The organism is Lacinutrix sp. Hel_I_90 (genome assembly GCF_000934685.1).
Classification (GTDB): Bacteria; Bacteroidota; Bacteroidia; order Flavobacteriales; family Flavobacteriaceae; genus Lacinutrix.
Window position 1 is genome coordinate 3,261,159 of record NZ_JYNQ01000001.1, and the last position, 19,102, is coordinate 3,280,260.

29 protein-coding genes are annotated in these 19,102 nt (G+C 33.7%); 28 read left to right on the forward strand and 1 reads right to left on the reverse strand.

Annotated elements, in window-relative coordinates; translation table 11 throughout:
• The first annotated feature begins 11 nt into the window (after positions 1-11).
• The 7 genes from GQ46_RS14370 (at position 12) to GQ46_RS14400 (ending at position 2,490) form a co-directional block, all read left to right on the forward strand.
• The gene (locus GQ46_RS14370) at positions 12-332 is read left to right on the forward strand and encodes a hypothetical protein (protein WP_044398853.1); all 321 of its coding nucleotides are present in this window, start codon (positions 12-14) and stop codon (positions 330-332) included.
• Between the two features lie 165 nt (positions 333-497).
• Positions 498-686 (forward strand): hypothetical protein, encoded by a 189-nt coding sequence (locus GQ46_RS14375; protein ID WP_044403381.1) that lies wholly within the window; start codon positions 498-500, stop codon positions 684-686.
• Between the two features lie 61 nt (positions 687-747).
• Positions 748-948, forward strand: a complete 201-nt coding sequence (locus tag GQ46_RS14380) for a hypothetical protein (protein ID WP_044403382.1) — start codon at positions 748-750, stop codon at positions 946-948.
• Between the two features lie 225 nt (positions 949-1,173).
• A complete protein-coding gene (locus GQ46_RS17795; protein WP_156133227.1) occupies positions 1,174-1,332 on the forward strand; it encodes a hypothetical protein in 159 nt (52 codons plus the stop codon).
• Positions 1,333-1,371: 39 nt separating this feature from the next.
• Positions 1,372-1,938 (forward strand): hypothetical protein, encoded by a 567-nt coding sequence (locus GQ46_RS14390; RefSeq protein ID WP_156133229.1) that lies wholly within the window; start codon positions 1,372-1,374, stop codon positions 1,936-1,938.
• 43 nt (positions 1,939-1,981) lie between these two features.
• The gene (locus GQ46_RS14395; RefSeq protein WP_044403384.1) at positions 1,982-2,197 is read left to right on the forward strand and encodes a hypothetical protein; all 216 of its coding nucleotides are present in this window, start codon (positions 1,982-1,984) and stop codon (positions 2,195-2,197) included.
• Positions 2,198-2,208: 11 nt separating this feature from the next.
• Positions 2,209-2,490, forward strand: coding sequence for a hypothetical protein (locus GQ46_RS14400; RefSeq protein WP_044403385.1), 282 nt, complete (start codon positions 2,209-2,211; stop codon positions 2,488-2,490).
• Here GQ46_RS14400 and GQ46_RS14405 read toward each other — a convergent pair.
• Positions 2,463-2,669, reverse strand: coding sequence for a hypothetical protein (locus tag GQ46_RS14405; protein ID WP_156133231.1), 207 nt, complete (start codon positions 2,667-2,669; stop codon positions 2,463-2,465). The two genes, GQ46_RS14400 and GQ46_RS14405, sit on opposite strands and share 28 nt — an antisense overlap.
• A 520-nt stretch (positions 2,670-3,189) precedes the next feature.
• Here GQ46_RS14405 and GQ46_RS14410 point away from each other — a divergent pair.
• From GQ46_RS14410 to GQ46_RS14505, 21 genes are all read left to right on the forward strand, one after another.
• Entirely contained in the window at positions 3,190-3,648 is a 459-nt protein-coding gene (locus tag GQ46_RS14410; protein WP_044403387.1) for a hypothetical protein, read from the forward strand.
• Complete coding sequence (locus GQ46_RS14415; protein ID WP_044403388.1) at positions 3,648-4,904, forward strand: hypothetical protein; 1,257 nt, start codon at positions 3,648-3,650, stop codon at positions 4,902-4,904. Before GQ46_RS14410 ends, GQ46_RS14415 begins: the two co-directional genes overlap by 1 nt.
• The gene (locus GQ46_RS14420) at positions 4,901-5,704 is read left to right on the forward strand and encodes a hypothetical protein (RefSeq protein ID WP_044403389.1); all 804 of its coding nucleotides are present in this window, start codon (positions 4,901-4,903) and stop codon (positions 5,702-5,704) included. Before GQ46_RS14415 ends, GQ46_RS14420 begins: the two co-directional genes overlap by 4 nt.
• Before the next feature lie 16 nt (positions 5,705-5,720).
• Positions 5,721-6,227: a hypothetical protein gene (locus GQ46_RS14425; RefSeq protein WP_156133233.1), complete on the forward strand. Its 507-nt coding sequence runs from the start codon at positions 5,721-5,723 to the stop codon at positions 6,225-6,227.
• Positions 6,227-6,592 carry a hypothetical protein gene (locus tag GQ46_RS14430; protein ID WP_044403391.1) on the forward strand — a complete coding sequence of 122 codons (366 nt, stop codon included), beginning with the start codon at positions 6,227-6,229 and terminating at the stop codon, positions 6,590-6,592. The genes GQ46_RS14425 and GQ46_RS14430 overlap by 1 nt, the downstream gene beginning before the upstream one ends.
• Before the next feature lie 2 nt (positions 6,593-6,594).
• Positions 6,595-7,140, forward strand: coding sequence for a glycosyl hydrolase 108 family protein (locus tag GQ46_RS17250; protein WP_052503495.1), 546 nt, complete (start codon positions 6,595-6,597; stop codon positions 7,138-7,140).
• A gap of 113 nt (positions 7,141-7,253) precedes the next feature.
• Positions 7,254-7,700, forward strand: coding sequence for a hypothetical protein (locus GQ46_RS14440; RefSeq protein ID WP_044403392.1), 447 nt, complete (start codon positions 7,254-7,256; stop codon positions 7,698-7,700).
• Positions 7,701-7,702: 2 nt separating this feature from the next.
• A complete protein-coding gene (locus tag GQ46_RS14445; RefSeq protein ID WP_156133235.1) occupies positions 7,703-8,167 on the forward strand; it encodes a hypothetical protein in 465 nt (154 codons plus the stop codon).
• Positions 8,148-8,393 (forward strand): hypothetical protein, encoded by a 246-nt coding sequence (locus tag GQ46_RS14450; RefSeq protein WP_044403394.1) that lies wholly within the window; start codon positions 8,148-8,150, stop codon positions 8,391-8,393. Before GQ46_RS14445 ends, GQ46_RS14450 begins: the two co-directional genes overlap by 20 nt.
• Position 8,394: 1 nt before the next feature.
• Positions 8,395-9,012 (forward strand): hypothetical protein, encoded by a 618-nt coding sequence (locus GQ46_RS14455; protein WP_044403395.1) that lies wholly within the window; start codon positions 8,395-8,397, stop codon positions 9,010-9,012.
• A 67-nt stretch (positions 9,013-9,079) separates the two neighbouring features.
• A complete protein-coding gene (locus GQ46_RS14460) occupies positions 9,080-9,634 on the forward strand; it encodes a hypothetical protein (RefSeq protein ID WP_156133237.1) in 555 nt (184 codons plus the stop codon).
• A gap of 173 nt (positions 9,635-9,807) precedes the next feature.
• Positions 9,808-10,692: a S49 family peptidase gene (locus GQ46_RS14465; RefSeq protein ID WP_052503496.1), complete on the forward strand. Its 885-nt coding sequence runs from the start codon at positions 9,808-9,810 to the stop codon at positions 10,690-10,692.
• Between the two features lie 23 nt (positions 10,693-10,715).
• Complete coding sequence (locus GQ46_RS14470) at positions 10,716-12,914, forward strand: hypothetical protein (protein ID WP_044403397.1); 2,199 nt, start codon at positions 10,716-10,718, stop codon at positions 12,912-12,914.
• Between the two features lie 65 nt (positions 12,915-12,979).
• Positions 12,980-13,798 (forward strand): hypothetical protein, encoded by an 819-nt coding sequence (locus GQ46_RS14475; protein ID WP_044403398.1) that lies wholly within the window; start codon positions 12,980-12,982, stop codon positions 13,796-13,798.
• 238 nt (positions 13,799-14,036) lie between these two features.
• Positions 14,037-14,423: a BRCT domain-containing protein gene (locus GQ46_RS14480; RefSeq protein WP_197077362.1), complete on the forward strand. Its 387-nt coding sequence runs from the start codon at positions 14,037-14,039 to the stop codon at positions 14,421-14,423.
• Between the two features lie 5 nt (positions 14,424-14,428).
• A complete protein-coding gene (locus tag GQ46_RS14485) occupies positions 14,429-14,839 on the forward strand; it encodes a hypothetical protein (RefSeq protein ID WP_044403400.1) in 411 nt (136 codons plus the stop codon).
• 231 nt (positions 14,840-15,070) lie between these two features.
• Entirely contained in the window at positions 15,071-15,226 is a 156-nt protein-coding gene (locus GQ46_RS17800) for a hypothetical protein (protein WP_156133239.1), read from the forward strand.
• Between the two features lie 75 nt (positions 15,227-15,301).
• Positions 15,302-16,201 (forward strand): hypothetical protein, encoded by a 900-nt coding sequence (locus GQ46_RS14490; protein ID WP_044403401.1) that lies wholly within the window; start codon positions 15,302-15,304, stop codon positions 16,199-16,201.
• Positions 16,202-16,204: 3 nt separating this feature from the next.
• The gene (locus GQ46_RS14495) at positions 16,205-16,528 is read left to right on the forward strand and encodes a hypothetical protein (RefSeq protein WP_044403402.1); all 324 of its coding nucleotides are present in this window, start codon (positions 16,205-16,207) and stop codon (positions 16,526-16,528) included.
• 3 nt (positions 16,529-16,531) lie between these two features.
• Positions 16,532-17,158, forward strand: coding sequence for a hypothetical protein (locus GQ46_RS14500; protein WP_044403403.1), 627 nt, complete (start codon positions 16,532-16,534; stop codon positions 17,156-17,158).
• The gene (locus tag GQ46_RS14505) at positions 17,145-18,875 is read left to right on the forward strand and encodes a hypothetical protein (protein WP_044403404.1); all 1,731 of its coding nucleotides are present in this window, start codon (positions 17,145-17,147) and stop codon (positions 18,873-18,875) included. The genes GQ46_RS14500 and GQ46_RS14505 overlap by 14 nt, the downstream gene beginning before the upstream one ends.
• Positions 18,876-19,102: the final 227 nt, after the last annotated feature.

The window sequence follows — 19,102 nt, forward strand, 5'->3', positions numbered from 1 at the left end:
AACCTGTAGTCATGCCAACATTACACCTGAACCTAAAAAAGAAGTGGTTTGATATGATTGCTTCTGGAGAAAAAAAAGAAGAGTATAGAGAAATTAAAACTTACTGGAGTAGAATTTTTGGACCAGGAATAAAAGTTAAAGGGAAAGTGTATTATCCTTCAGATGTAATTATTTGTTTTTCTAATGGATATGCTGCAAATAGAAGTCAAATGTTAGTTGAGTGTAAATATTTATCAACCAAAACAGGTAACCCAAAATGGGGAGCAATAGAAAATCAATGTTATTACGTGCTTACATTAGGTAAAGTAGAAATGATAACACCAAAACAGTAGTATGAAAAGAACTTGGTATTTTAAAAACGACATTAGGTTGATGGTATCAATTTATAAAGAGCGACCAATTAAATTTAGCTTTAAATATTACAGCTTTTTTAGTTGGGATTTAAGAATCGGTAAGCTACGGATTGACATAGACGAATTACCATTTTAACAGTAGTTATGAGTATAAAATCAGCAATTAAACAAATCAATAAAGAAATTAAGTCTTTAGAAGATGAGCGCACGAATTTGCAAAATCAATGCAACCACAAAAAATATTCTAATGTTGAATTTATGTGGAGAGTTGGAGCAACTGTAAAAGTTGATATGTGCAAGGATTGTAATAAAGTATTAGAGCCAATAATTTAATAACAGTAGATAAACCAACTACTCTAATTTCTCGAGTAGTTCAAATAAATAGTCAATAAAAATGGATGGAAATATAATCGTTACAAAGACAAATTTTAAAGCCTTTGAAAAAGTTTGCGAAGATAGATTCAATGGAGATTATGAAGTTTTTGAAGAGCATGAATTAGCATATATAGTTAATGTTGTATTTACAGATATTCAAGACATATTTTCTTTAGGACAAATATTCGAACAAGAGAAGTTTAACAACCTTAAACAGTAGATAACATGCAAACGAAAAAACAATCATTTACTGAAGCACTATCAAATACTGCAGTTGGATTTATTATAAGTTATATATCAACTTTTTTAATATTTCCATTGGTTGGATTTGAAAGCAGCCCAAGTAATAATTTAATAATAACCATATATTTTACCATCATATCAATTATAAGAAGCTATGTAATAAGAAGATGGTTTAATAAAAATCAGTAAATAAAAAACAATTATGACAAAAGAAGTAATAATAACAGTAACAGCTCCATGTGAATGTACAGACGAACAATTTACAGAATGGATTTATTACTCTACAGGATATTTGGGTTCAATAAGTATAGATAATCCATTACATGAGTATGATATGGATGCAGATGATGTAACAGTTTAAAACATTAGTTAACGAATAACTACACAAAAACTTAAAAACATGAAAATAGGAACAAAATCAGTATTATTTGGAGCGCATTGCTTCTTTTTACATCCATTCTTTGTAGCAAGGGCATGGACAAAATTATATGGTTTTCCATTAGACCCAAGATTATGGATAGCATTTTTTGTGCATGATTTAGGTTATTTAGGAAAACCAAATATGGATGGTGAAGAAGGTGAAACGCACGTAGAATTAGGCGCAAAAATAATGCGAATATTTGGTAAAAAATGGGCAGATTTTTCAATGTATCATTCCAGATATTATGCAAAAAAACATGGCGCTAAACCTTCAAAACTTTGTTTCGCAGATAAATTATCTTTTTGTTACACACCAATGTGGTTATATCTGCCGATGGTTAATGCGACTGGTGAAATTAAAGAATATTTGAAAAACGCAAAAAAAGCCGAAACCGAACACTGGAAGCCAGTAGAAGGTCAAAAGATTTGGCATGCTCAATTATGCGAGTATATGCAAAAATGGGTTGAAGAACACAAAGATGGCAGTGAAGATACTTGGACTAATTCAGATAGACACGCTATAACAGATAGCGGTGTTACTTCTTAACTAATAACAGTAGTTACTCTATAAATACATAAAACTTAAAATCATGGATAAGCAAAAAGATGATAAAACCGCAGGTAATAAGCCTGAATTATATACCGTTTTAGAAAAGTATGTTAGGTATGTGAAGGATGTAGAAGGAACTGACTATATAAGCATCCAAGACAGTAGGCGGCACATGAGCTATGTTAAATTCACAAAAAAAGCCTGGGAAATATTAGAAAAAATATCTGAAAAGGTAAATAACCCAAATGCCACATAAAACTCAAAATCATGGAATTAAAAGAAGCTCTTATTATATTAGGTATAGAAGAATTTTCAGATCGCATAATTAATAGCAATTCTCAAGGAGAACTATTTCACTTAGTACAATATTTTGTAATAGCAGAAGCTCTAGGCGAAACAGACTGGTTTGCTAATTGGTTTAAAGAAATAGTAACGTTTGCTGAAGCGGAATGGGAAAGACCCGAAAGTGTGTTTCAACATATTCATAAACTTCTAATAGAAAACTTTAAAAATCAGATATCTCACCCCACACCCCAAGCAAAAACATAATCCGAAGCCTCAAGCACATACTCCGTAAGAGTAAACTCCGCACCACCCCATGAGGCTTCTGTAATTAACACCTCTTTGTTTTCGCGCTGTACTTTAACCTTGTAAAACCCTATTTTGGTAGGTTTATCGTCCTCTAAGTCTATATATTCCATAGCATTCACACTAAAAATATTAATCACTCTCCAGGTCTTACAATCGTAAGGCCTTTTTTGTATTCATAATCTACTTTAAAATCAAATCTCAAACTCTCAAAAACTCCAAAATTCTCATTTTCTCAAAAAACAAAAACCCCACACCCCAAAGATAAAAAACGTTTATAGAAAAAAGTGTCAGATTTTGCGTTCAACAGTTCAACAATTCCAACACTTATACTATATTTTTATTTAAGTTATTGATATATAGTTAGTTAACTACCTATTTACGCTATATAATTAACCTTGGTTTTGTTGGAAAATGTTGAACGGGGTTTTTAAGAGTCCAACATTTCGGGGGGTCGTTCAACATTTTCCAACACGCCTTAAAATGCTAAACATCTAATAATCAATTAAATATCTATTTTGTTGGAATTGTTGAACAATTTTCCAACAAAAATACAAAGCTTTCTCTCAAGCGGTGTTTTTACATTTTTAAACAGGAAAAAGTTTGTTTTTTGGTTTTTTCGTCCTTTTCATGGCCTTATTCAATAGTTAATATTGTAGTATGGAGTTTAACAAAAATTCAGAATTACTGCAACGTATTTGCTTGGCACAAATAAAAAGTGTCGATGCTACGGTTTCAATACCAGAATTTCTGCAAATATTCTCTACACCATCTAAAATTACTTTTAGAAACCGCACCAGTTTAAGTCCATCAGGAGTTATGCACACCAAACAGCTCTCTCTTTTCTATCCAGGATTAAGTGATCAAGACTTCAATAAGTTTCACGAATTAGTAAAAGGCAATTACCAGGTATTAGTAAAGCTAAATAATAATGCGATATATGAAATAGCATCATTACAAATACCTATGGAGTGTAACACCTCTTTTACTTTAGGAGATGGCCATGCATTAACCTTTGAAAGCACATCGCCCATTGCTGTAAAATATCGAGACACTCAAGAAACAGATGGTATAACCGTAGATGGTTTTAATTATGATTTTAATTTTTACTTAGAATAATGGAAATACAAAGAATAGCATACCCAGATAAATCTAGCGACATTAATTCTGAAGAAGCAATCAGAAAGTTTTACGATCAAGATGCTAACGAATTAAAAAACGTTATAAATAATAATGCAGATATTTTAGAAACCCTAGAAGCTGCAGCACAATCACCAAATCCATACTATAACCGTTGGACCTCATTAGCATTATTAATAGCCGCACACTCAACAGCAGAAATAAACGCTTATGCAATTATAGATGCTGGAGCAGGACAAACACCGCAAATAGCAGCATGGGATGATGTGGAGCAGTTGTGGGAAATAGCCGGAGCAATAGCAGATAAAGTATACGTTAATAATTTTAGCGCTCTGCCTGCTCCAGGAGTAGAAAATGTATTTTATATAACTACAGATAATTATTTTACTTACATCTGGAAAAACAACCAATACAATCTATTAAACTCACAAACCACAACAACTTTTAATACTATTTATGTTAGAGGAAAAAGTACTACCCCTGTAACTAGTGCGGCTGCTATAGCAGTTGTATTTATTTACGATATTATAACAACTAAGATTACAGGTGCTGTATTTAACGCTAATTATTCAAATTATTTAACTGAAATTAAATTATTATTACCCAATAAATCTTTTCAGTTATCCTTTTATAATGAAACAAAAAAAACAACGTCTATTGCTAAAATAACGGCAATAGATTACACAGATGGTACCAATCAATTCTACAACGTAACTTTAGAACCTATAATAGATCAATCTAAGTTTGATGTTTCAGATAAAATAATTGTTAATATTAGTGTTTATGATGAATTATATAAGCCAACAGAAATAGCAAACACAGGAGCCTTACTTTCTTTATCTAGCGAGGGTGGATTTATTTGTAACATGGCTTCTCCAAATGCAAATACTAAAATAAAATATCAAAATGAAGTTCTTGGCGGTACTGGCATTGTTTTAATAAATGCAGCATCTGAGCCTTATGTTACAAATAGTGTAAGTACAGCGGCAGGTAGTTTTGTAGTAGGGGAATCTTACACTATTGAGGTGGTTGGTGATACAGATTTTACAGCAATTGGAGCATCTGCAAATACGGTTGATGTTCGATTTACTGCAACAGGAATTGGTGCAGGAACTGGTGAAGCATCATTAGATGCTACAAAAATAAAAGGCAGTGATTTTATAATTAGTACAGACATGGAGTTATATGTAAGGTATAACGGTGTGGTTGTACAATATTTCTTTTTAGAGTTATGAGTTTTAATTTCAACATAGCTAGGCGTAATGCAATATCAAGTGCTTCATCTGTAACAGACGCGGATGCACAAATATATATAGACGTCATTAAAACTCATATATCTGTTTCTGTAGCGCATCAAACAATTATAGATAATCTTTTTATTTCTTTAAAATCAAATGGTCTTTACAGTAAATCTATAGCTTTTTATCCTATATATGGGAGTGTTGGAGATTCGCAAAAATATAATGCTAAAAACCCACTAAACACTGATACCGCATATAGACTTGGTTTTACAAGCTCAGTATCACATTCTTTTAATAGTTTATCTGTTCCTAATTTAATATCGGAATATGCTGAAACATATATAAATCAGCTTAATAATACAGTTTTAAATGATTTTAGCTTTTGTTTTTATTCAAAAACAGAGTCTCAGATAAACTCCGCAGACGTTGGTTGTGGGGGATTACAGTTATTTTCAAGAAGAACAGGGGATTTATATTTGTCGGACGTGTATTTAACAACTGGAGCTTCAAGAGTAACATCTACAGCCACAACTTCAATAGGGTCTTTCGGTCTTTCATTATTACCTTCTCCTGTTAAACATTCAATTTACCAAAATGGAACTTTGAAAAACTCAAGAAATGACACAACTGGAACAAGATCAGATAGTAATATATTGATAGGAAACAGAAACGGAGCGTCTACAGGAACAGGTAGAATCTATGCATTTGCTTTCTTTGGCTCTGGACTTACTGATTCAGAAATGAGCGTTTTAAACTCGATTATCCAAACCTATGTAACTAACATTAATGCTTAATACAAACCCTTATAAAATGAACAAAATAGTTTTACAAACAAAAGAAGATATATCTCACGACAGGTGGCAGGCACAATCAAAACGTTTTACCAAAGGAGATACAAGGTTAATTTATGAAAGTCTGCCAGAAAATAGACTAACGAGTAGCAAGGCGCGTATTGAAGTTGTTTTAAATAAACCTTTACTTGGTGGTCTTACAGATTTTGACGCCACAGTAACCTATGTTCAAACATATACCATTGATATTGAAAACCCAATACTTGATCCGGTTACAAATGAGCCTACTGGACAAACTCAGATGGTTACACAGATAGTTAGAAAAGACATATTAAAGTACTTTCATAAAGACCTTTTTGGTAATATATCTGCTTTGTTATTAGCAGTAGACCATTTAGTTCCTGTTGAATATACTGGAATAACCAGAGTAAGGTATCAACTTGGTTATGCTTACCGAGAAAACGCTGTAAAATTCTTCACTTTCGATGCTTTAACGGCAGATGATTACGATATAATTTTAGAATAATGGGGTTTATAGCATCAATAATAGCGTATTTACTTTTTGCCTTAGTAGCAATAGCGGCCTTTATAGTTGTCATGTATAAAAACGCAAAGGTTAATGGCTTCTTTAAAACAATGAATAGTTATTGGTATGTAAACGCTTATGAATTAGATGTATTTGCTAACCATCACTTTGCAGACTTCTGGAATGTGGTTATGCGAACTAAAGGCGGTTACAGATTTGGAGAACCAAAAGAAACAATTAGTAGCGCAATTGGTAAAAACCAACGAGACAAAACCCTTAGTTGGTTTGTAATGGCTATTCTTTATATAATAGATTATAAATATTGGGGTAAAGGTGGGCATTGTTTAAACGCGATAAATAATTAGTTATGGACTTAAGATTTTACAAAGAAATAGCAGGAAGGTATCACAGAGAATTTAAACTATTTAGAGATAGTTTTTTCCCGATTGTTATGAAGTGGGAAGGTGGCGGAAAATTACACAATGTAAAAGGTGATTCTGGTGGGTGGACTGTTTGGGGTGTTGCATACAATTACAATAAGCGACTGTTTACAGATTTTAACGACTTTAAAGACACTACACAAGAGGAAGCTAGTTATATCGCATTTGTTAAGTATTACTTAGCGGCTAAAGCCGAGTTAATGCCAAGAGAAGCAAAGCTATATTATTTTGATATGGCTTATAACATGGGTACAAATAGAGCGATTAAGATAATGCAAAAATGCGCAGGCGTTAAACAAGATGGAATAATTGGAGTTATAACAGAATCGAAAATGCAAAACGTCACCGAGTGTTGTTTAATGATGGAAAGGAATAGTTTTTATAACCGATTAGCCGAAAAAGCATATAGATATAAGAAATTTTTAAAAGGTTGGTTAAATCGTAGTAAATCAATTTATGACTTTCAGTATTAAGCGAAAATAAAATACACCTGTAGAGTTCTCCCATCTGCAAATTGAGCCGAAACAATTAAAAACGGAGAAGAATGTAAGTGTTTAAATCCTAACGTTAAACATATTTTTAAAAGATGAAGAATTATATAGAAATTAGTATCGCTGGCATTGTAGCGCTTTTTAGTACGTTTCAATTAACCTACAAACATTATAGCGAAAATGCTGGATTATTAGACATGGATTTTACTAAAAACGATATAACCATATTGTTATTAGTAACCACGTGTTGGATTATAAAACTATTGTTAGACAGGAAGAATCCGTTGCGTAAAAACCCTAATTTTTTAGACTATATAGGCAGTTTTTTAATCACTTACATATTGACAGCAAGTACGTATGCATACGTGATTGTTAAAAATATAGAGCTTGGTATTGTGTTGTTTTTAATGTCATTATTTGCAATATTCTCAACAGATTTTTTAAATATTTTAATGGAGAAAGAAACACGAGATCAATTTAAAAAATCAATAATATCAATAATAAAAACACTAACAGAAAAACTTAATAAAATACTTTCTTAATCATGGAAAATCAAACCGTTTCAAGTTACATAGGCTTTGTGCTCTTAATTATAATGTATGCGCTTTTGCTTTATGTTTGGTCTAATGCTAAGAGGCATTTAACACCACTTATTAGATATATTATTTTTTTCGGAATCATTTATATAGGCACTAAAATAAGTATCGATTTCTCGAATGGTATAAACCTTTTTGGCATGGATTTGCTAACACATGTTTTCACAGCGTTAATGGTCTATTTCATACTCATAGGCTTTCAATTTCACAATAAGGTAAGTTACGCCTGGAGAGTTACAAAACTTAAAAACATATTTAGGTGGGAACGCTGCAGAATATCTTTTAAACTCATGAGGCAGATGGCACGAGAAAAAGACCTTCAGGATAAAAAGTGTAAAAGCTGCAACACCGATTGTAAAAAATTAAGAGATAAAACCTTAAATAATACTAGATATGAAAATACGTGCCATTAAAAAGAACCCAAAATTAACCTTTAGCGTAATAATTTCAATCGCTACAACGCTATTAACGGTGTTAAGTGGTAATGCCGAATTACTAGGTATTAACGCTAAAACAATAATGATTATTAGTTTAATCGTTTCAACAGCTTCTCTGGTTTACGATAAGTACTTTGATAGCGAACAAAGTTTATTTAGTAAGGCCAGTGATAGAATAGAACAATCTCGAAAATGGTTTTAAAATGATGGCGCTTTTAAATATAAATAACCTAAAAATTTACGCTATTGTAATTGCTATAATAGGCGCAGTTTGGTACTATAAAGATGCTGAGAAAGCAAAGGCTGATTTAAAGGTTCAGGAATCAAATAGTGAAATGATACGCAAATATGATAGTCTTAAATTCGCTTCTGTTACTTATGACAAAAAAGAGCTTGATGAGTATTTGGAATATCAGCGTAAGGACCTGAAACAGTTTTTGAATGAAAATAAAATTTCATCTCGTAAAATTGAACAAATCATTACTCAAAAATTAGAGTATTTAGATCAAGTGGATCGCTCTACAGATTTACAACCAATATTAGATGCTATAAAACGAAAAACAAACATTCGTGTTCCGGTTATAGATAGCACAAAATGCTTAGTGATTAAAGGTTTTGTGGTTTTTGAAAACGACACACTCACGCTTGATATTACAGACCGTAAATTTAAAAACCGTAGTGATGTTGTTAGTTATTGGGAGCGCAACCAATGGAGCTTCCTAGGTATTAAAACACGTTTATTTGGACGTAAAAAAGCGACTGTAATTATAAAAGATGATTGTGGTAATACAGAAACTTTTGTTATAGATAAGAGAAAGTAGATATTAATTAAACAAACATGTTTGTATTATAGCGCGATAAAAGTTATATTTGGTTAATCCTCTAAACATGTCTAGAAACAATTACCAGTTAGTCGCGCTACCCCTAAAGCCTCATTTGGTAGAATTCCTTTGTTCTAAAATAAAAACCCCTTATTGCATTTTAGAGTCTGGATCCATAGCAACCACTTTACCAATTAGTAAACGGTCTTTTTTTGGTGAGTTAATTTATACAGGACTCAAACCTTCTAAGAGTTTTAATAAAGCACAGTCTAATTTTTACATTGCTATTTCAGATCATGCATACCGTTATAAAAAGTCTTTGCCAGATACCAGAAATAATATTGTAAAATTACCACCAGAAAACATAAACTTAATAGAAAAATTACTTCGCGAGTTTTTAGAAGTAGAATTAGTGTCTTATGTTAACGGAGCTATTTTTTCTAATTATAAAATTAAAGGAACTAAAAAGGGAATTCAACACAAAGCAATTGAAGAGTTTATGTTCCAAAACATCATTACAATCAACGAATCGACGTTCGAAATGCTCAGAAAGATCTACGACAGAGCAAACAAAACCCCGAAACCCTTGAAATTACTACAGGTAACAGAACATTTGCGTTAAACAGTACCGTAAATACAAACAAGTTTGTTAAAATTTACGGTATTTATCAAAAAGATTTATAGTTAAAAACTCATCTTAAAAATTTTACAAAAGTTCTCGCGCTTTTACCTGTCCTTTTAAGACTTAATAAACCGTTATATCATTGCTTTAATAATACTCATTAATACAATGTAATGACGCATTCACATACTTCAAGCGAAATACAAAAAGGCCTTTGGCTAGTTTCTCCACACATGGCTTCGCGCTATTTGCATAATGCAAGTAAAATTGTAGAAGGAAACACCACACTTATTAATGGTAAAGAATTAGAAGCCAATTCAATTAGAGAAGTTATAGATCCTTCTGGTCGTGTAGTAAACACAAGAGAAGAAGAAACGCCTGCAGGCTCAATTGGTATTGTACGCTGTATTGGTTCTATGTATAAATACGGTGGTTGGTTTAATTGGGGAAGCGATGAGCTCGTGGCCATGATGCAAGACTTCGAGAACAACCCTAATATTATAGGACAAATTCATCATGACGATTCAGGAGGTGGTACAGTAAGCAGTGTTGGCCCTTATAAAGACTTTCACCAAAACCGAAAAAAACCAGTAGTCTCTTTATTAGATACTTCAGCCAGTGCAAATTATTGGAAAAATGCACAAAGCGATTTCTTAATGGCAGAGAACGACATAAGCGCCATGTTTGGCAGTATAGGTGTTATGCTATCGTTTTACGATTACACTAAAATGCTTACAGAAATGGGTATTGTAGAACATATTATTGAAGCAGATGAAAGTGAAGACAAAAACAAAGCCTTTAAACTGGCATTAGAAGGTAAATACGAATTAATTAAAAAGGAGCTCCTGAGTCCTTTAGCCATAAAATTTCAGGACCACGTAAAAGCAGCACGCCCAGGTTTAAAGTTAAACACGCCAGGCATCTTATCTGGTAAAATGTTTTATGCCGAAGAAGCTCAAGAAATTGGGTTAATAGATGGTATTGGCAACATGGATGCTGCTATAGAAAAAGTAAAGTTTCTTGCTTCTGCAAGGTCTTTTATATCGTCAAATTATTAATTATTAATCTAAAATCCACAAAAATGAACAAATGGAATTTAATTAAAGCTAGTATTCTAGTCGCCTTAGGTTTAAAGGCAGACCATGGTACTAAACTAGATCTTTCTGCAGAAGAAAAGACAAAAGTCAACAAACTGGCTTCTGGCGGAAAGGAACCCGAAGGAGATATGGCAAAATTTGCCGATGTCTTTGCCGAAAAGTTTAACAAAGAAATTGAAGCAGTCGCAGACAATGCCAATGCTCAAAAAATTTACGAAGACTTTTTAGCAGAACACAAAATCGATGCTGCACCAAAAGCAGGCAAAGATGATGATGGCAATGTACCTGATGCAATTGTGCCAGATACAGATGCAAAAACACTTACCCAAGCAATGCAGCAGTTAGTAAAAACCAATGCGAGCTTAACAAAAAAGAATCAAAAATTAGCAGCCGATAACGAGAAGTTAAAGGACCTACCAGAAGAAGATGTTCCGGAAGCTATTATTGAGGTAAACCCAAACAATTTAAAAGCCGTGAAACACAGTAAAACTCACTTATTTGCCTCTAATGCATCTTATGATTCTTTAGAGCGCCCTTGGAACAAAAATGTAGTAGATGCACAAGCAGGAATATTAAAGCCTAGCGCTGCTACAACATGGGATAAAATTAATATTGATAAGTTAAACACAGACCTTGGTGCCTACGCTAGACGTAACAGCAACGAGATTATGGATTTACTTATGGATGGTTACGACATCCCTGAACACTGGAGTGTCGTAAGTAATATCCAAGACCAATATGTCTTCACTTCTATTGTAAGCGGTCAAATTACACAAGCCTTTAAAAAAGCGTTTTTGCCTAAAAATAATCAACGTTTTATTCCGGTAGTAAATAAAATATTTGATAAGCAAATAGATGGAGAATGGCAAGCAAGTGAATTAAAAAGTATTGAGAAGTCTTGGTTAAACATGTTCTTTAATGAAGGTTCTACACCTTATAAAGATAGTTTTGCAAAATATTTAATTGAGCGCTTATTGCGTCAAGCACGTAAAGAGGATAAGATATCTATTTTTAAGGGTGTTTATAGTAATCCAGACTTACAACCAACAGTCGCTGGTGATTATTTAAATTCTATGGATGGTTATTTAAAAATTGTTTCCAAACATATTAATGTAGATTACTTGCCTCACAACTTAGCAGAATTAACACCAATAAACACATATGATACTATTCAAGATTGGATTGAAAACAAGATCCCTATTGATTTTAGAAATATGCCTGGTTTAAAACTAACATGTGGAAACGATGTTCACCGTTGGTATGTTGAAGGTCGCGAAACTAGCAAAGGTTTAATGCCTACTTACAAAGAAGATTCTCTGCATGTTGAAGATTTTATGAATATTACATTTGATAAAAGACCTCAATTGGAAGGTTCTGGCTTTATTGCCTTAACATTAGAGGATAATACTGGCTTAATGGTAGACGTTCCAGGAGAGGAATCGTTATTAGTTGTTGAGAAAAAAGACAGAGGAATACGTTTCTTTGGAGATTGGAAACTTGGAGTTTTCTTTAAAGCCTTTGGTGGTGCTGTAGATCCAACTGCTCCATTAAATTTCGATAATCAAATTTTCTTTTCTAACAATGTAGATGTTTTAACAGATGTTTATGTACCTGTATCTGCAAACGATGCAACTCCTAGTGTTTCAGAACACAACGCTTTAAAAATTGGAGCAAATAACACTAGCGCGACAGACATTACAAAGTTAGATGATGTTGTAGAAGGAGTTACTTACCATTTAATTGGTGACGCGAGTACTAATTTATCTACAGTTAAAAACAATGCAAACATTATTTTAAGTGATGGTGATTTTGTTTTAGCAAAAGGCAATAAAATTAGTTTACTAGCTCTAGCAGGAGGTAAAGTTATTGAGTTTTCAAGAACTGATGCTTCTAGTGTTCCACAACCAACAAAAGTTGTTTTAGCAGCAGATGCTACGACAGCAGATGCGGCAGATGGTAATTACTTTATTACTCAAGCGAACACTGTAGCAACATCATTTACAAACATCGATAATGCTATTGTAAATGAGATTTACACTTTAGAAGGTGGTTCTGCTACAAATGCTACTACTGTGGCCTCTGGTGGAAACTTCTTATTGTCTGCATCCTTCACAGCGACAGCAGGAGCGATTCTTAAAGTTAAGTACAACGGCAGCAAGTTCGTAGAAATTTCTAGAGCATAAAATAGTTGAAGCCTTAGCGATGGTTAAGGCTTCAATTTTTGTTTAATTTTTAATACATAGTAAAAATGTATACAACACCAAGTTTAATAGTAAAGGGAAAAGGTGCTGCCGAAAGTAAAAATTTCGAAATCGTTGTTATAGATATTAACGACTTAGCACAACACCCAACTCGAAACACCAATGGCGTGGTAATGATCACAGATTATGTGACAAAGCCCGGAAAGTACTGGACCAAGATTCAAGTAACCAGTTCTAAAACAAGTTTACCAGTTACCAGTGAAGGAGAAGAAGACAATGTAAGCATTAGTGCATTACCAGAGTTTTCTATTCCAGGAAGCACATTAACAGCCGAAGAGTTTGTTCAAAACTACACAAACAGAAGTTTAGTAGTAGGTCAAGAAGTAGGCGGTTGTGGTGGCGGTTCGCCATTTTACAGAATGTTTGGTAGCCGTTGCGCACCATTAAGTTTAATTGTAGAAGGTCAGAATAATAACGATGCCACCATGTGGTTGTTAAAATTCCAGCAATTTGCAAAGACAGATGTTTTACCAGGGCGTTACACTGGTAACTTCACGTTTGATACAGCGACCACAGTAGCAGCAGATGCTACAACGGTAGATGTAGATAACGGTAGTGGAGAATACCAATTAACAGATAATACTGTGCCAACGGTTATAACAGACCTTACAAACGCAGTAGTAGGAGAAGTTTACACCTTATTAGGAAGCGGCGGTACCAACCCTGCAACTATAGAGGCAAGTAATGCTAAGTTCTTCTTATCTGGCGCTGTAGATTGGCAAGGCTTAAGCGGCTCACGTTTAACGTTAGAAGCGTTAGATGCTGGCGGTGGAACCTTCCTATTTATGGAAAAAAGCAGAGTATAGTTAGTTGTTTTTTATATTTTTGGTTAGTTAGTAAAAAGCCTGTAATGTTATGTTACAGGCTTTTTTTTGTATGTTTACGTAACTAACTAATCAATAGATCATGGTATACTTCTGGTTTTTAACAACTTTTATATTGTTGTTTATTCTTATAAATAAGTCAACCTCTTTGCGGTTATACAAGAAAAAAGTTAAGTCTCTGGATAAGGAATTGCAGATTCTTAAATCTGAAAAAGAAACTTTGTCTATAAAGAAAACTAAAAAGAAAAGTAAAAAAGCGCAATCCGATACCGAAGACAATTCATACAAGGTAGACTATATGGAAGCGCTTTATTTATCTGAAAGATATATTGATTCTAAATACATGTATCCAATAAAGGATTTAGAAGATAAGTCTAATTTCTTTTATGCAAAGAAAGTAGTTATTACTGGAGTGTATGATGATTACCCAGACAGGAATGATTTAGCGAAATTATTTTGGGAGTGCGGTGCAGATATTGATAGGGGTATTGGTGTTAAAACCGAATTTTTAATCGTTGGGGATGAAGCAGGGCCCAAGAAGCTTTTACAAGCAAAAGAGCAAGGAATAACTATTATAGATCAAAAAAAACTAAATAAATACTTTTAAAAACCATGAAAAAAATAATCTATTTTATTATAATACTACTCGTTTCAGCATGTTCCAGTGATAAAGAAGATATAAAGCACATTATAGATAATTCTTATTTCGGAATGCATAAGATGAAAAAAATGGAAGATATTAAGAAGCTCAAAGAAAACATCTATAGTCTTCCGGTATATTATTCTTTTTTAGAGAAGTATGTAGAAGCTTATCCGGATAATGACTATAGAATTACTAGATATATTTACAAGACAGAGAAGGGGGCTTACAGGATGTTCTATTTAATTGATGTTACCAATAAAAAGGTTCTATTAAAGTCAAATGACGTAAAAGACTTTTTCGAGCCACTAGCAATTGAAATTCTGGGGGAAAGAGTTGGTGACTTAGAAGGAAATAATTTAATGGATATTATGGCTTATTAAGACTGTTATTTATAATACATAAACCCCATTGCACACAATAAACCAATACTCTAATTTTGAGTATTGGTTTTTTTTGTATATTTGTCTTGCGAGACATTACTATTATGATAATACAAAAACTTAAAACTAATTTAATCCCACGTAAGACAAGCCTTATGGCTTGTAATCTTCAATCTAGTATTGTTTGTATTGTCTCGCAACCTTACGTGGGTATTTATAATCTTTTTTATTATGCGAGACAATACAGAAGAAAAAAAAACAAAATCCTCTTTTTACGATTTATTACAACGCTTTTCGGCTTTAAGCCAGAACGCTAAAAACTACTCCACAGACGAGTATCATTTTTTATTCGAAAGCCTTAAGCAAGACTATTATAGCATGCTCTAATAGTATCTGTCCTTTTACAGCCTTAATACTGTGTATACATTAGTACTTTAATTACTAAAATGTTAATACACCATTATGGCAACACCTAAACAACAAGTAGAACAGTATTTAAAGCACGACCGCTCGTTAATGGGTGGTCGTAACCTTTATAATAAACTACCAAACAAAAGTCTAGCAGTGCAAAACACCTTGTCAAGACTCACAAACAACCCTAAAAACATACAAATTGTATGTTACGAGTTGGCAAAACTAGCAGGCATTAAAGAGCGTATGTTAACCATACTTACTCAAAAACCTGTAGTAGCTTCAACGGCAAAACAAAAGCCAGAAAAAGAAGAAGCAAAACCATTATCTCCAGAAGATAAACTTCTTGCCTTCAATCCAGAGAATGTAGATTATAAAGCTGCCAAAGCATTGGTAAAAGCATTAGGCTTAAAACCTAAAAACAAAAAGCAGGATACCATTGTTAAGGCATTAGTTAACAGCAGAGCTACTTTAGTTTCTAAAAAGCTAGTAGAGTTACCACAAGAGGTAAAAGCCTCTATAAAGCTTCGTGATCAGTTTCCTTTTTTAAGAGAAACAGACTGTCCAAATGTTTTAAAACTATTGGTTAACGATTTAATTACCACTTACGAAACCTTTAAAACCAACCAGCCTAAACTACATGAGTTACTAAGCGATGAAGCAGCGCAGGTATTGGTAGATACTGTAAAAGATAATTACATTGAAAACAAGCAAGCCTATGCAGAGCTAGAGCATTATAAAAAAAACAAAGCAGTTTTGGGAGAGCACCCTATGTTTGAGCGTATCGCGTTAAAGGAAGAGGTTACAAAAATGAGTACACCAGATTTAACAAAGAAAATACACAGCCTCACCACAAACATTAATAGAAACAGCAGTAAAGGTAATGAGCCATTAGTAGCGCGTGACGAAGATTTAAAAGCGCATGCCGAAGCTGAGTTAGCAAAACGATAGATCATGTCTAAAGTTAAGGAAATAAAAGACATGCTTTCTGGTTCAGACTATGAAACTATAGAGGATCTAGCCTCTAAAAACTATGCGCCAAGCGATATTGCTTTGGCGCTTAGTGTTTCTAAACGCACTTTTAAACACATCTGGAAAGATAAAAACAGCCAAATACGTGAAGCCTACGAGTGTGGCCGTTTAGATATTGCAATCGCCAAGGCAGATGCATTAGAGGCTATGATAAATGAGGGCAATGTTACCGCTTACCAAATACACGATAAAAACGCTAAAGCACAAGCATTCGAAGACTTTAAGAATGAAATCTTTGGCTTCTAAATTATGGCAAAAAGCAAATTAAATAAAAGCGAGCTCGAAGGTTTGCACTATGATATCTTAGAAGATTTTATTGCTAATGGTACCAGTGACGACATGGACGACGACATGATGCTTTACCTAGAGCAACTAAAGTTTGTACACTCACGACTGCACCGTGTAGAGTCTCCTGGTAACGTGGTAAAATCTTTACGTGTTTTTTATAGTCTAGATCCTAAAACAGCATTAAGCCGTTTTAACGATGCACTAAAATTCTTTTACCTAGACAAAGAAGTAAGCAACGACATCTATAGAAGTATTTTGTTTGAAATAGCAATGAAAGCCATACAGTTAGCAGTAAAAACAGCAGACTCACCAGAGGTTTCTTTAAAAATTGTAGACGCTGTTAAAAAAGCAGGGGAGATTAAAGGCCTTCATTTACCAGACAAAGAAGAAATACCAGAGGGTTTACTGGAAGAAAAGGTGGAAATCTTCACTTTAACACCAGGAGATTTAGGTTTAACAGAAGCCAATCGTAAACAATTAGCCGCACAAATAGACCAAATGCCTCTTAAAGAAGAGCAGAAGCTACGTATTAAACAAGATGCTAGTGTAGAACCTAGAGAATTTTTTAGACCAAATGAGCAAACCTAAAATAGACAAGCACCAATATGATGTTGCTTTGCGCTTTATGCATTGGTTGGCACAGCTAATAGCATTAATTAAACCCACCAACTTATATGTAATATTAGGTAGGGCAGGAGCCAAAACCGTTAGTATTCTTTCGCCTAGATTTAAAGATATTAGTAAAGAGATGCCCGGTGCATTTGTTTCTATTTCTTCAGATACTTATATGAATGCAATTAAAAACGTTATTCCTAACATTCTGCAAGGGTGGCAATTGCTTGGTTGGGTTGAAGGTATTCATTATGTAGTAGACCAGAGGCCCCCAAAACATTTTAAGAAACCTCACAAAACGGTATTAAGTTGGAAACATACCATAACAACCCATCATGGTACACACTTTAAAATTATAAGTCAAGACAGACCAAGTGCAGGAGCTGGTGATTCTTATCAGGCAGATGGTGGTGATGAAGCCAAGTATTTAAACGAAAAAAAACTAAACAAGATTAAGCAGGCCACACGTGGCGAGTCTGTAAAATATAGCAAAAGCCCATACTATTTAGGCTCTACTTATACAACAGATATGCCTAACACTAATTTGGGTGAACACGATTGGATTTTAAGCATGGAAGAAAACATGGACTTAAAGCAAATCGAATTAATTGTGCAAGTCGCATTCGTTTTAAATGACGAAAAAATAAAGCTCGTAAAAAAGCAACGTGAAATAAAAGCTAATCCTGCAAACCTTAAATTAAAAAAGCAATTACGAAACATTAAGAAAAATATAGAACGATGGAATGAGCGCTACATTAAAGCACGCATGGATTCTACGTTTTTCTATATAGGAAGCTCTTATGTAAACGCAGATATTTTAACAGAGAAATATTTTCACACGCAATTCGAAAAAGGAAACTTTAAGGAGCTAATGACGGCGTTGCTTTCAATACCGCCACAGCTAGAAAAAGGCTTAATGTTTTATCCAAATCTTACAGAGAGTAATTTTTATAGTGATGGCTTTACCTATAAACGAGTAGATCAATCCAGTTACGCACAGATTGTAACAGAGCAGGAAAGCTGTTTAGATCTTAAATATTTAAATACAAATACACATTTAGAAGCTGGTTTCGACAGCGGTAACATGTGTAGTTTGGTAATTGGACAAAGCAGTCCAGGGTTAATAAGAGGCTTAAAAGAGTTCTGGACCATACCTGAAGACTTTATTCCAGAATTGGGAGCTCAATTTGTAGAGTACTTCAAGTATCATAAACGTAAAGAGTTATTGCTTTGGCATGATCGCGCCACAAATAAATGGCAAAGTGTAGGAGAAGACCACGCCTCTAAATTAAAAAAAGCAATAGAGTTTAATGCAGACGGAACACCAACAGGCTGGATGGTTTCGCTACAAAGTAGAAACCAGGCAAACATTACGCATCAAAGTGAATATGAATTAATGTTACAAATGCATTCTGGCAGTAACCCTAAACTCCCAAAGCTTTTAATTGACAAACACAACTGCCCTTGTTGGAAGAGCTCTATGGAGCGCACCGAGAAAATCATTAAAACAAAAGAGAACGGTAACAAGTCAACCCACAAAGATAAATCGAGTGAGAAATTACCGTTTCATCGTTTGCCATTAGAGTCTACAAACATGAGTGATGCAGGTAAGTATTTTTTATGTAGACCAGAACACATTAGAGAAATCTCAGGAAAAGAGATATTATTTTCGTCGGATCCTACGATTAAATAAGGTCTTTGTTTGTTTAAACTAGGTCTTTTTATATAAAAACAACATTTATAATTGTGTAAACAATTGATTTTCAGTAATAAAACCATGCAAAAAATCAAAAACAAAAAAAGGTGTCACGAAAAATACCGCCACGCTAAGCCTAGAATGTGTTTATACACGCAAATATTGATTTGAGATATATGACGGCTCTATATTTCGGTCGCTTTTGTCCTTTTGTTAGCTTTCTA

Coding starts and splice junctions, on each gene's coding strand:
- GQ46_RS14380 (WP_044403382.1), top strand. CDS start 748: ATGGATGGAAATATAATCGTTACAAAGACAAATTTTAAAGCCTTTGAA.
- GQ46_RS14505 (WP_044403404.1), top strand. CDS start 17,145: ATGAGCAAACCTAAAATAGACAAGCACCAATATGATGTTGCTTTGCGC.
- GQ46_RS14370 (WP_044398853.1), top strand. CDS start 12: ATGCCAACATTACACCTGAACCTAAAAAAGAAGTGGTTTGATATGATT.
- GQ46_RS14445 (WP_156133235.1), top strand. CDS start 7,703: ATGGAAAATCAAACCGTTTCAAGTTACATAGGCTTTGTGCTCTTAATT.
- GQ46_RS14455 (WP_044403395.1), top strand. CDS start 8,395: ATGATGGCGCTTTTAAATATAAATAACCTAAAAATTTACGCTATTGTA.
- GQ46_RS14490 (WP_044403401.1), top strand. CDS start 15,302: ATGGCAACACCTAAACAACAAGTAGAACAGTATTTAAAGCACGACCGC.
- GQ46_RS14470 (WP_044403397.1), top strand. CDS start 10,716: ATGAACAAATGGAATTTAATTAAAGCTAGTATTCTAGTCGCCTTAGGT.
- GQ46_RS17800 (WP_156133239.1), top strand. CDS start 15,071: ATGCGAGACAATACAGAAGAAAAAAAAACAAAATCCTCTTTTTACGAT.
- GQ46_RS14390 (WP_156133229.1), top strand. CDS start 1,372: ATGAAAATAGGAACAAAATCAGTATTATTTGGAGCGCATTGCTTCTTT.
- GQ46_RS14495 (WP_044403402.1), top strand. CDS start 16,205: ATGTCTAAAGTTAAGGAAATAAAAGACATGCTTTCTGGTTCAGACTAT.
- GQ46_RS14430 (WP_044403391.1), top strand. CDS start 6,227: ATGGGGTTTATAGCATCAATAATAGCGTATTTACTTTTTGCCTTAGTA.
- GQ46_RS14375 (WP_044403381.1), top strand. CDS start 498: ATGAGTATAAAATCAGCAATTAAACAAATCAATAAAGAAATTAAGTCT.
- GQ46_RS14475 (WP_044403398.1), top strand. CDS start 12,980: ATGTATACAACACCAAGTTTAATAGTAAAGGGAAAAGGTGCTGCCGAA.
- GQ46_RS14440 (WP_044403392.1), top strand. CDS start 7,254: ATGAAGAATTATATAGAAATTAGTATCGCTGGCATTGTAGCGCTTTTT.
- GQ46_RS14400 (WP_044403385.1), top strand. CDS start 2,209: ATGGAATTAAAAGAAGCTCTTATTATATTAGGTATAGAAGAATTTTCA.
- GQ46_RS14450 (WP_044403394.1), top strand. CDS start 8,148: ATGAAAATACGTGCCATTAAAAAGAACCCAAAATTAACCTTTAGCGTA.
- GQ46_RS14425 (WP_156133233.1), top strand. CDS start 5,721: ATGAACAAAATAGTTTTACAAACAAAAGAAGATATATCTCACGACAGG.
- GQ46_RS17795 (WP_156133227.1), top strand. CDS start 1,174: ATGACAAAAGAAGTAATAATAACAGTAACAGCTCCATGTGAATGTACA.
- GQ46_RS14485 (WP_044403400.1), top strand. CDS start 14,429: ATGAAAAAAATAATCTATTTTATTATAATACTACTCGTTTCAGCATGT.
- GQ46_RS14460 (WP_156133237.1), top strand. CDS start 9,080: ATGTCTAGAAACAATTACCAGTTAGTCGCGCTACCCCTAAAGCCTCAT.
- GQ46_RS14500 (WP_044403403.1), top strand. CDS start 16,532: ATGGCAAAAAGCAAATTAAATAAAAGCGAGCTCGAAGGTTTGCACTAT.
- GQ46_RS14395 (WP_044403384.1), top strand. CDS start 1,982: ATGGATAAGCAAAAAGATGATAAAACCGCAGGTAATAAGCCTGAATTA.
- GQ46_RS14410 (WP_044403387.1), top strand. CDS start 3,190: ATGGAGTTTAACAAAAATTCAGAATTACTGCAACGTATTTGCTTGGCA.
- GQ46_RS17250 (WP_052503495.1), top strand. CDS start 6,595: ATGGACTTAAGATTTTACAAAGAAATAGCAGGAAGGTATCACAGAGAA.
- GQ46_RS14465 (WP_052503496.1), top strand. CDS start 9,808: ATGACGCATTCACATACTTCAAGCGAAATACAAAAAGGCCTTTGGCTA.
- GQ46_RS14415 (WP_044403388.1), top strand. CDS start 3,648: ATGGAAATACAAAGAATAGCATACCCAGATAAATCTAGCGACATTAAT.
- GQ46_RS14420 (WP_044403389.1), top strand. CDS start 4,901: ATGAGTTTTAATTTCAACATAGCTAGGCGTAATGCAATATCAAGTGCT.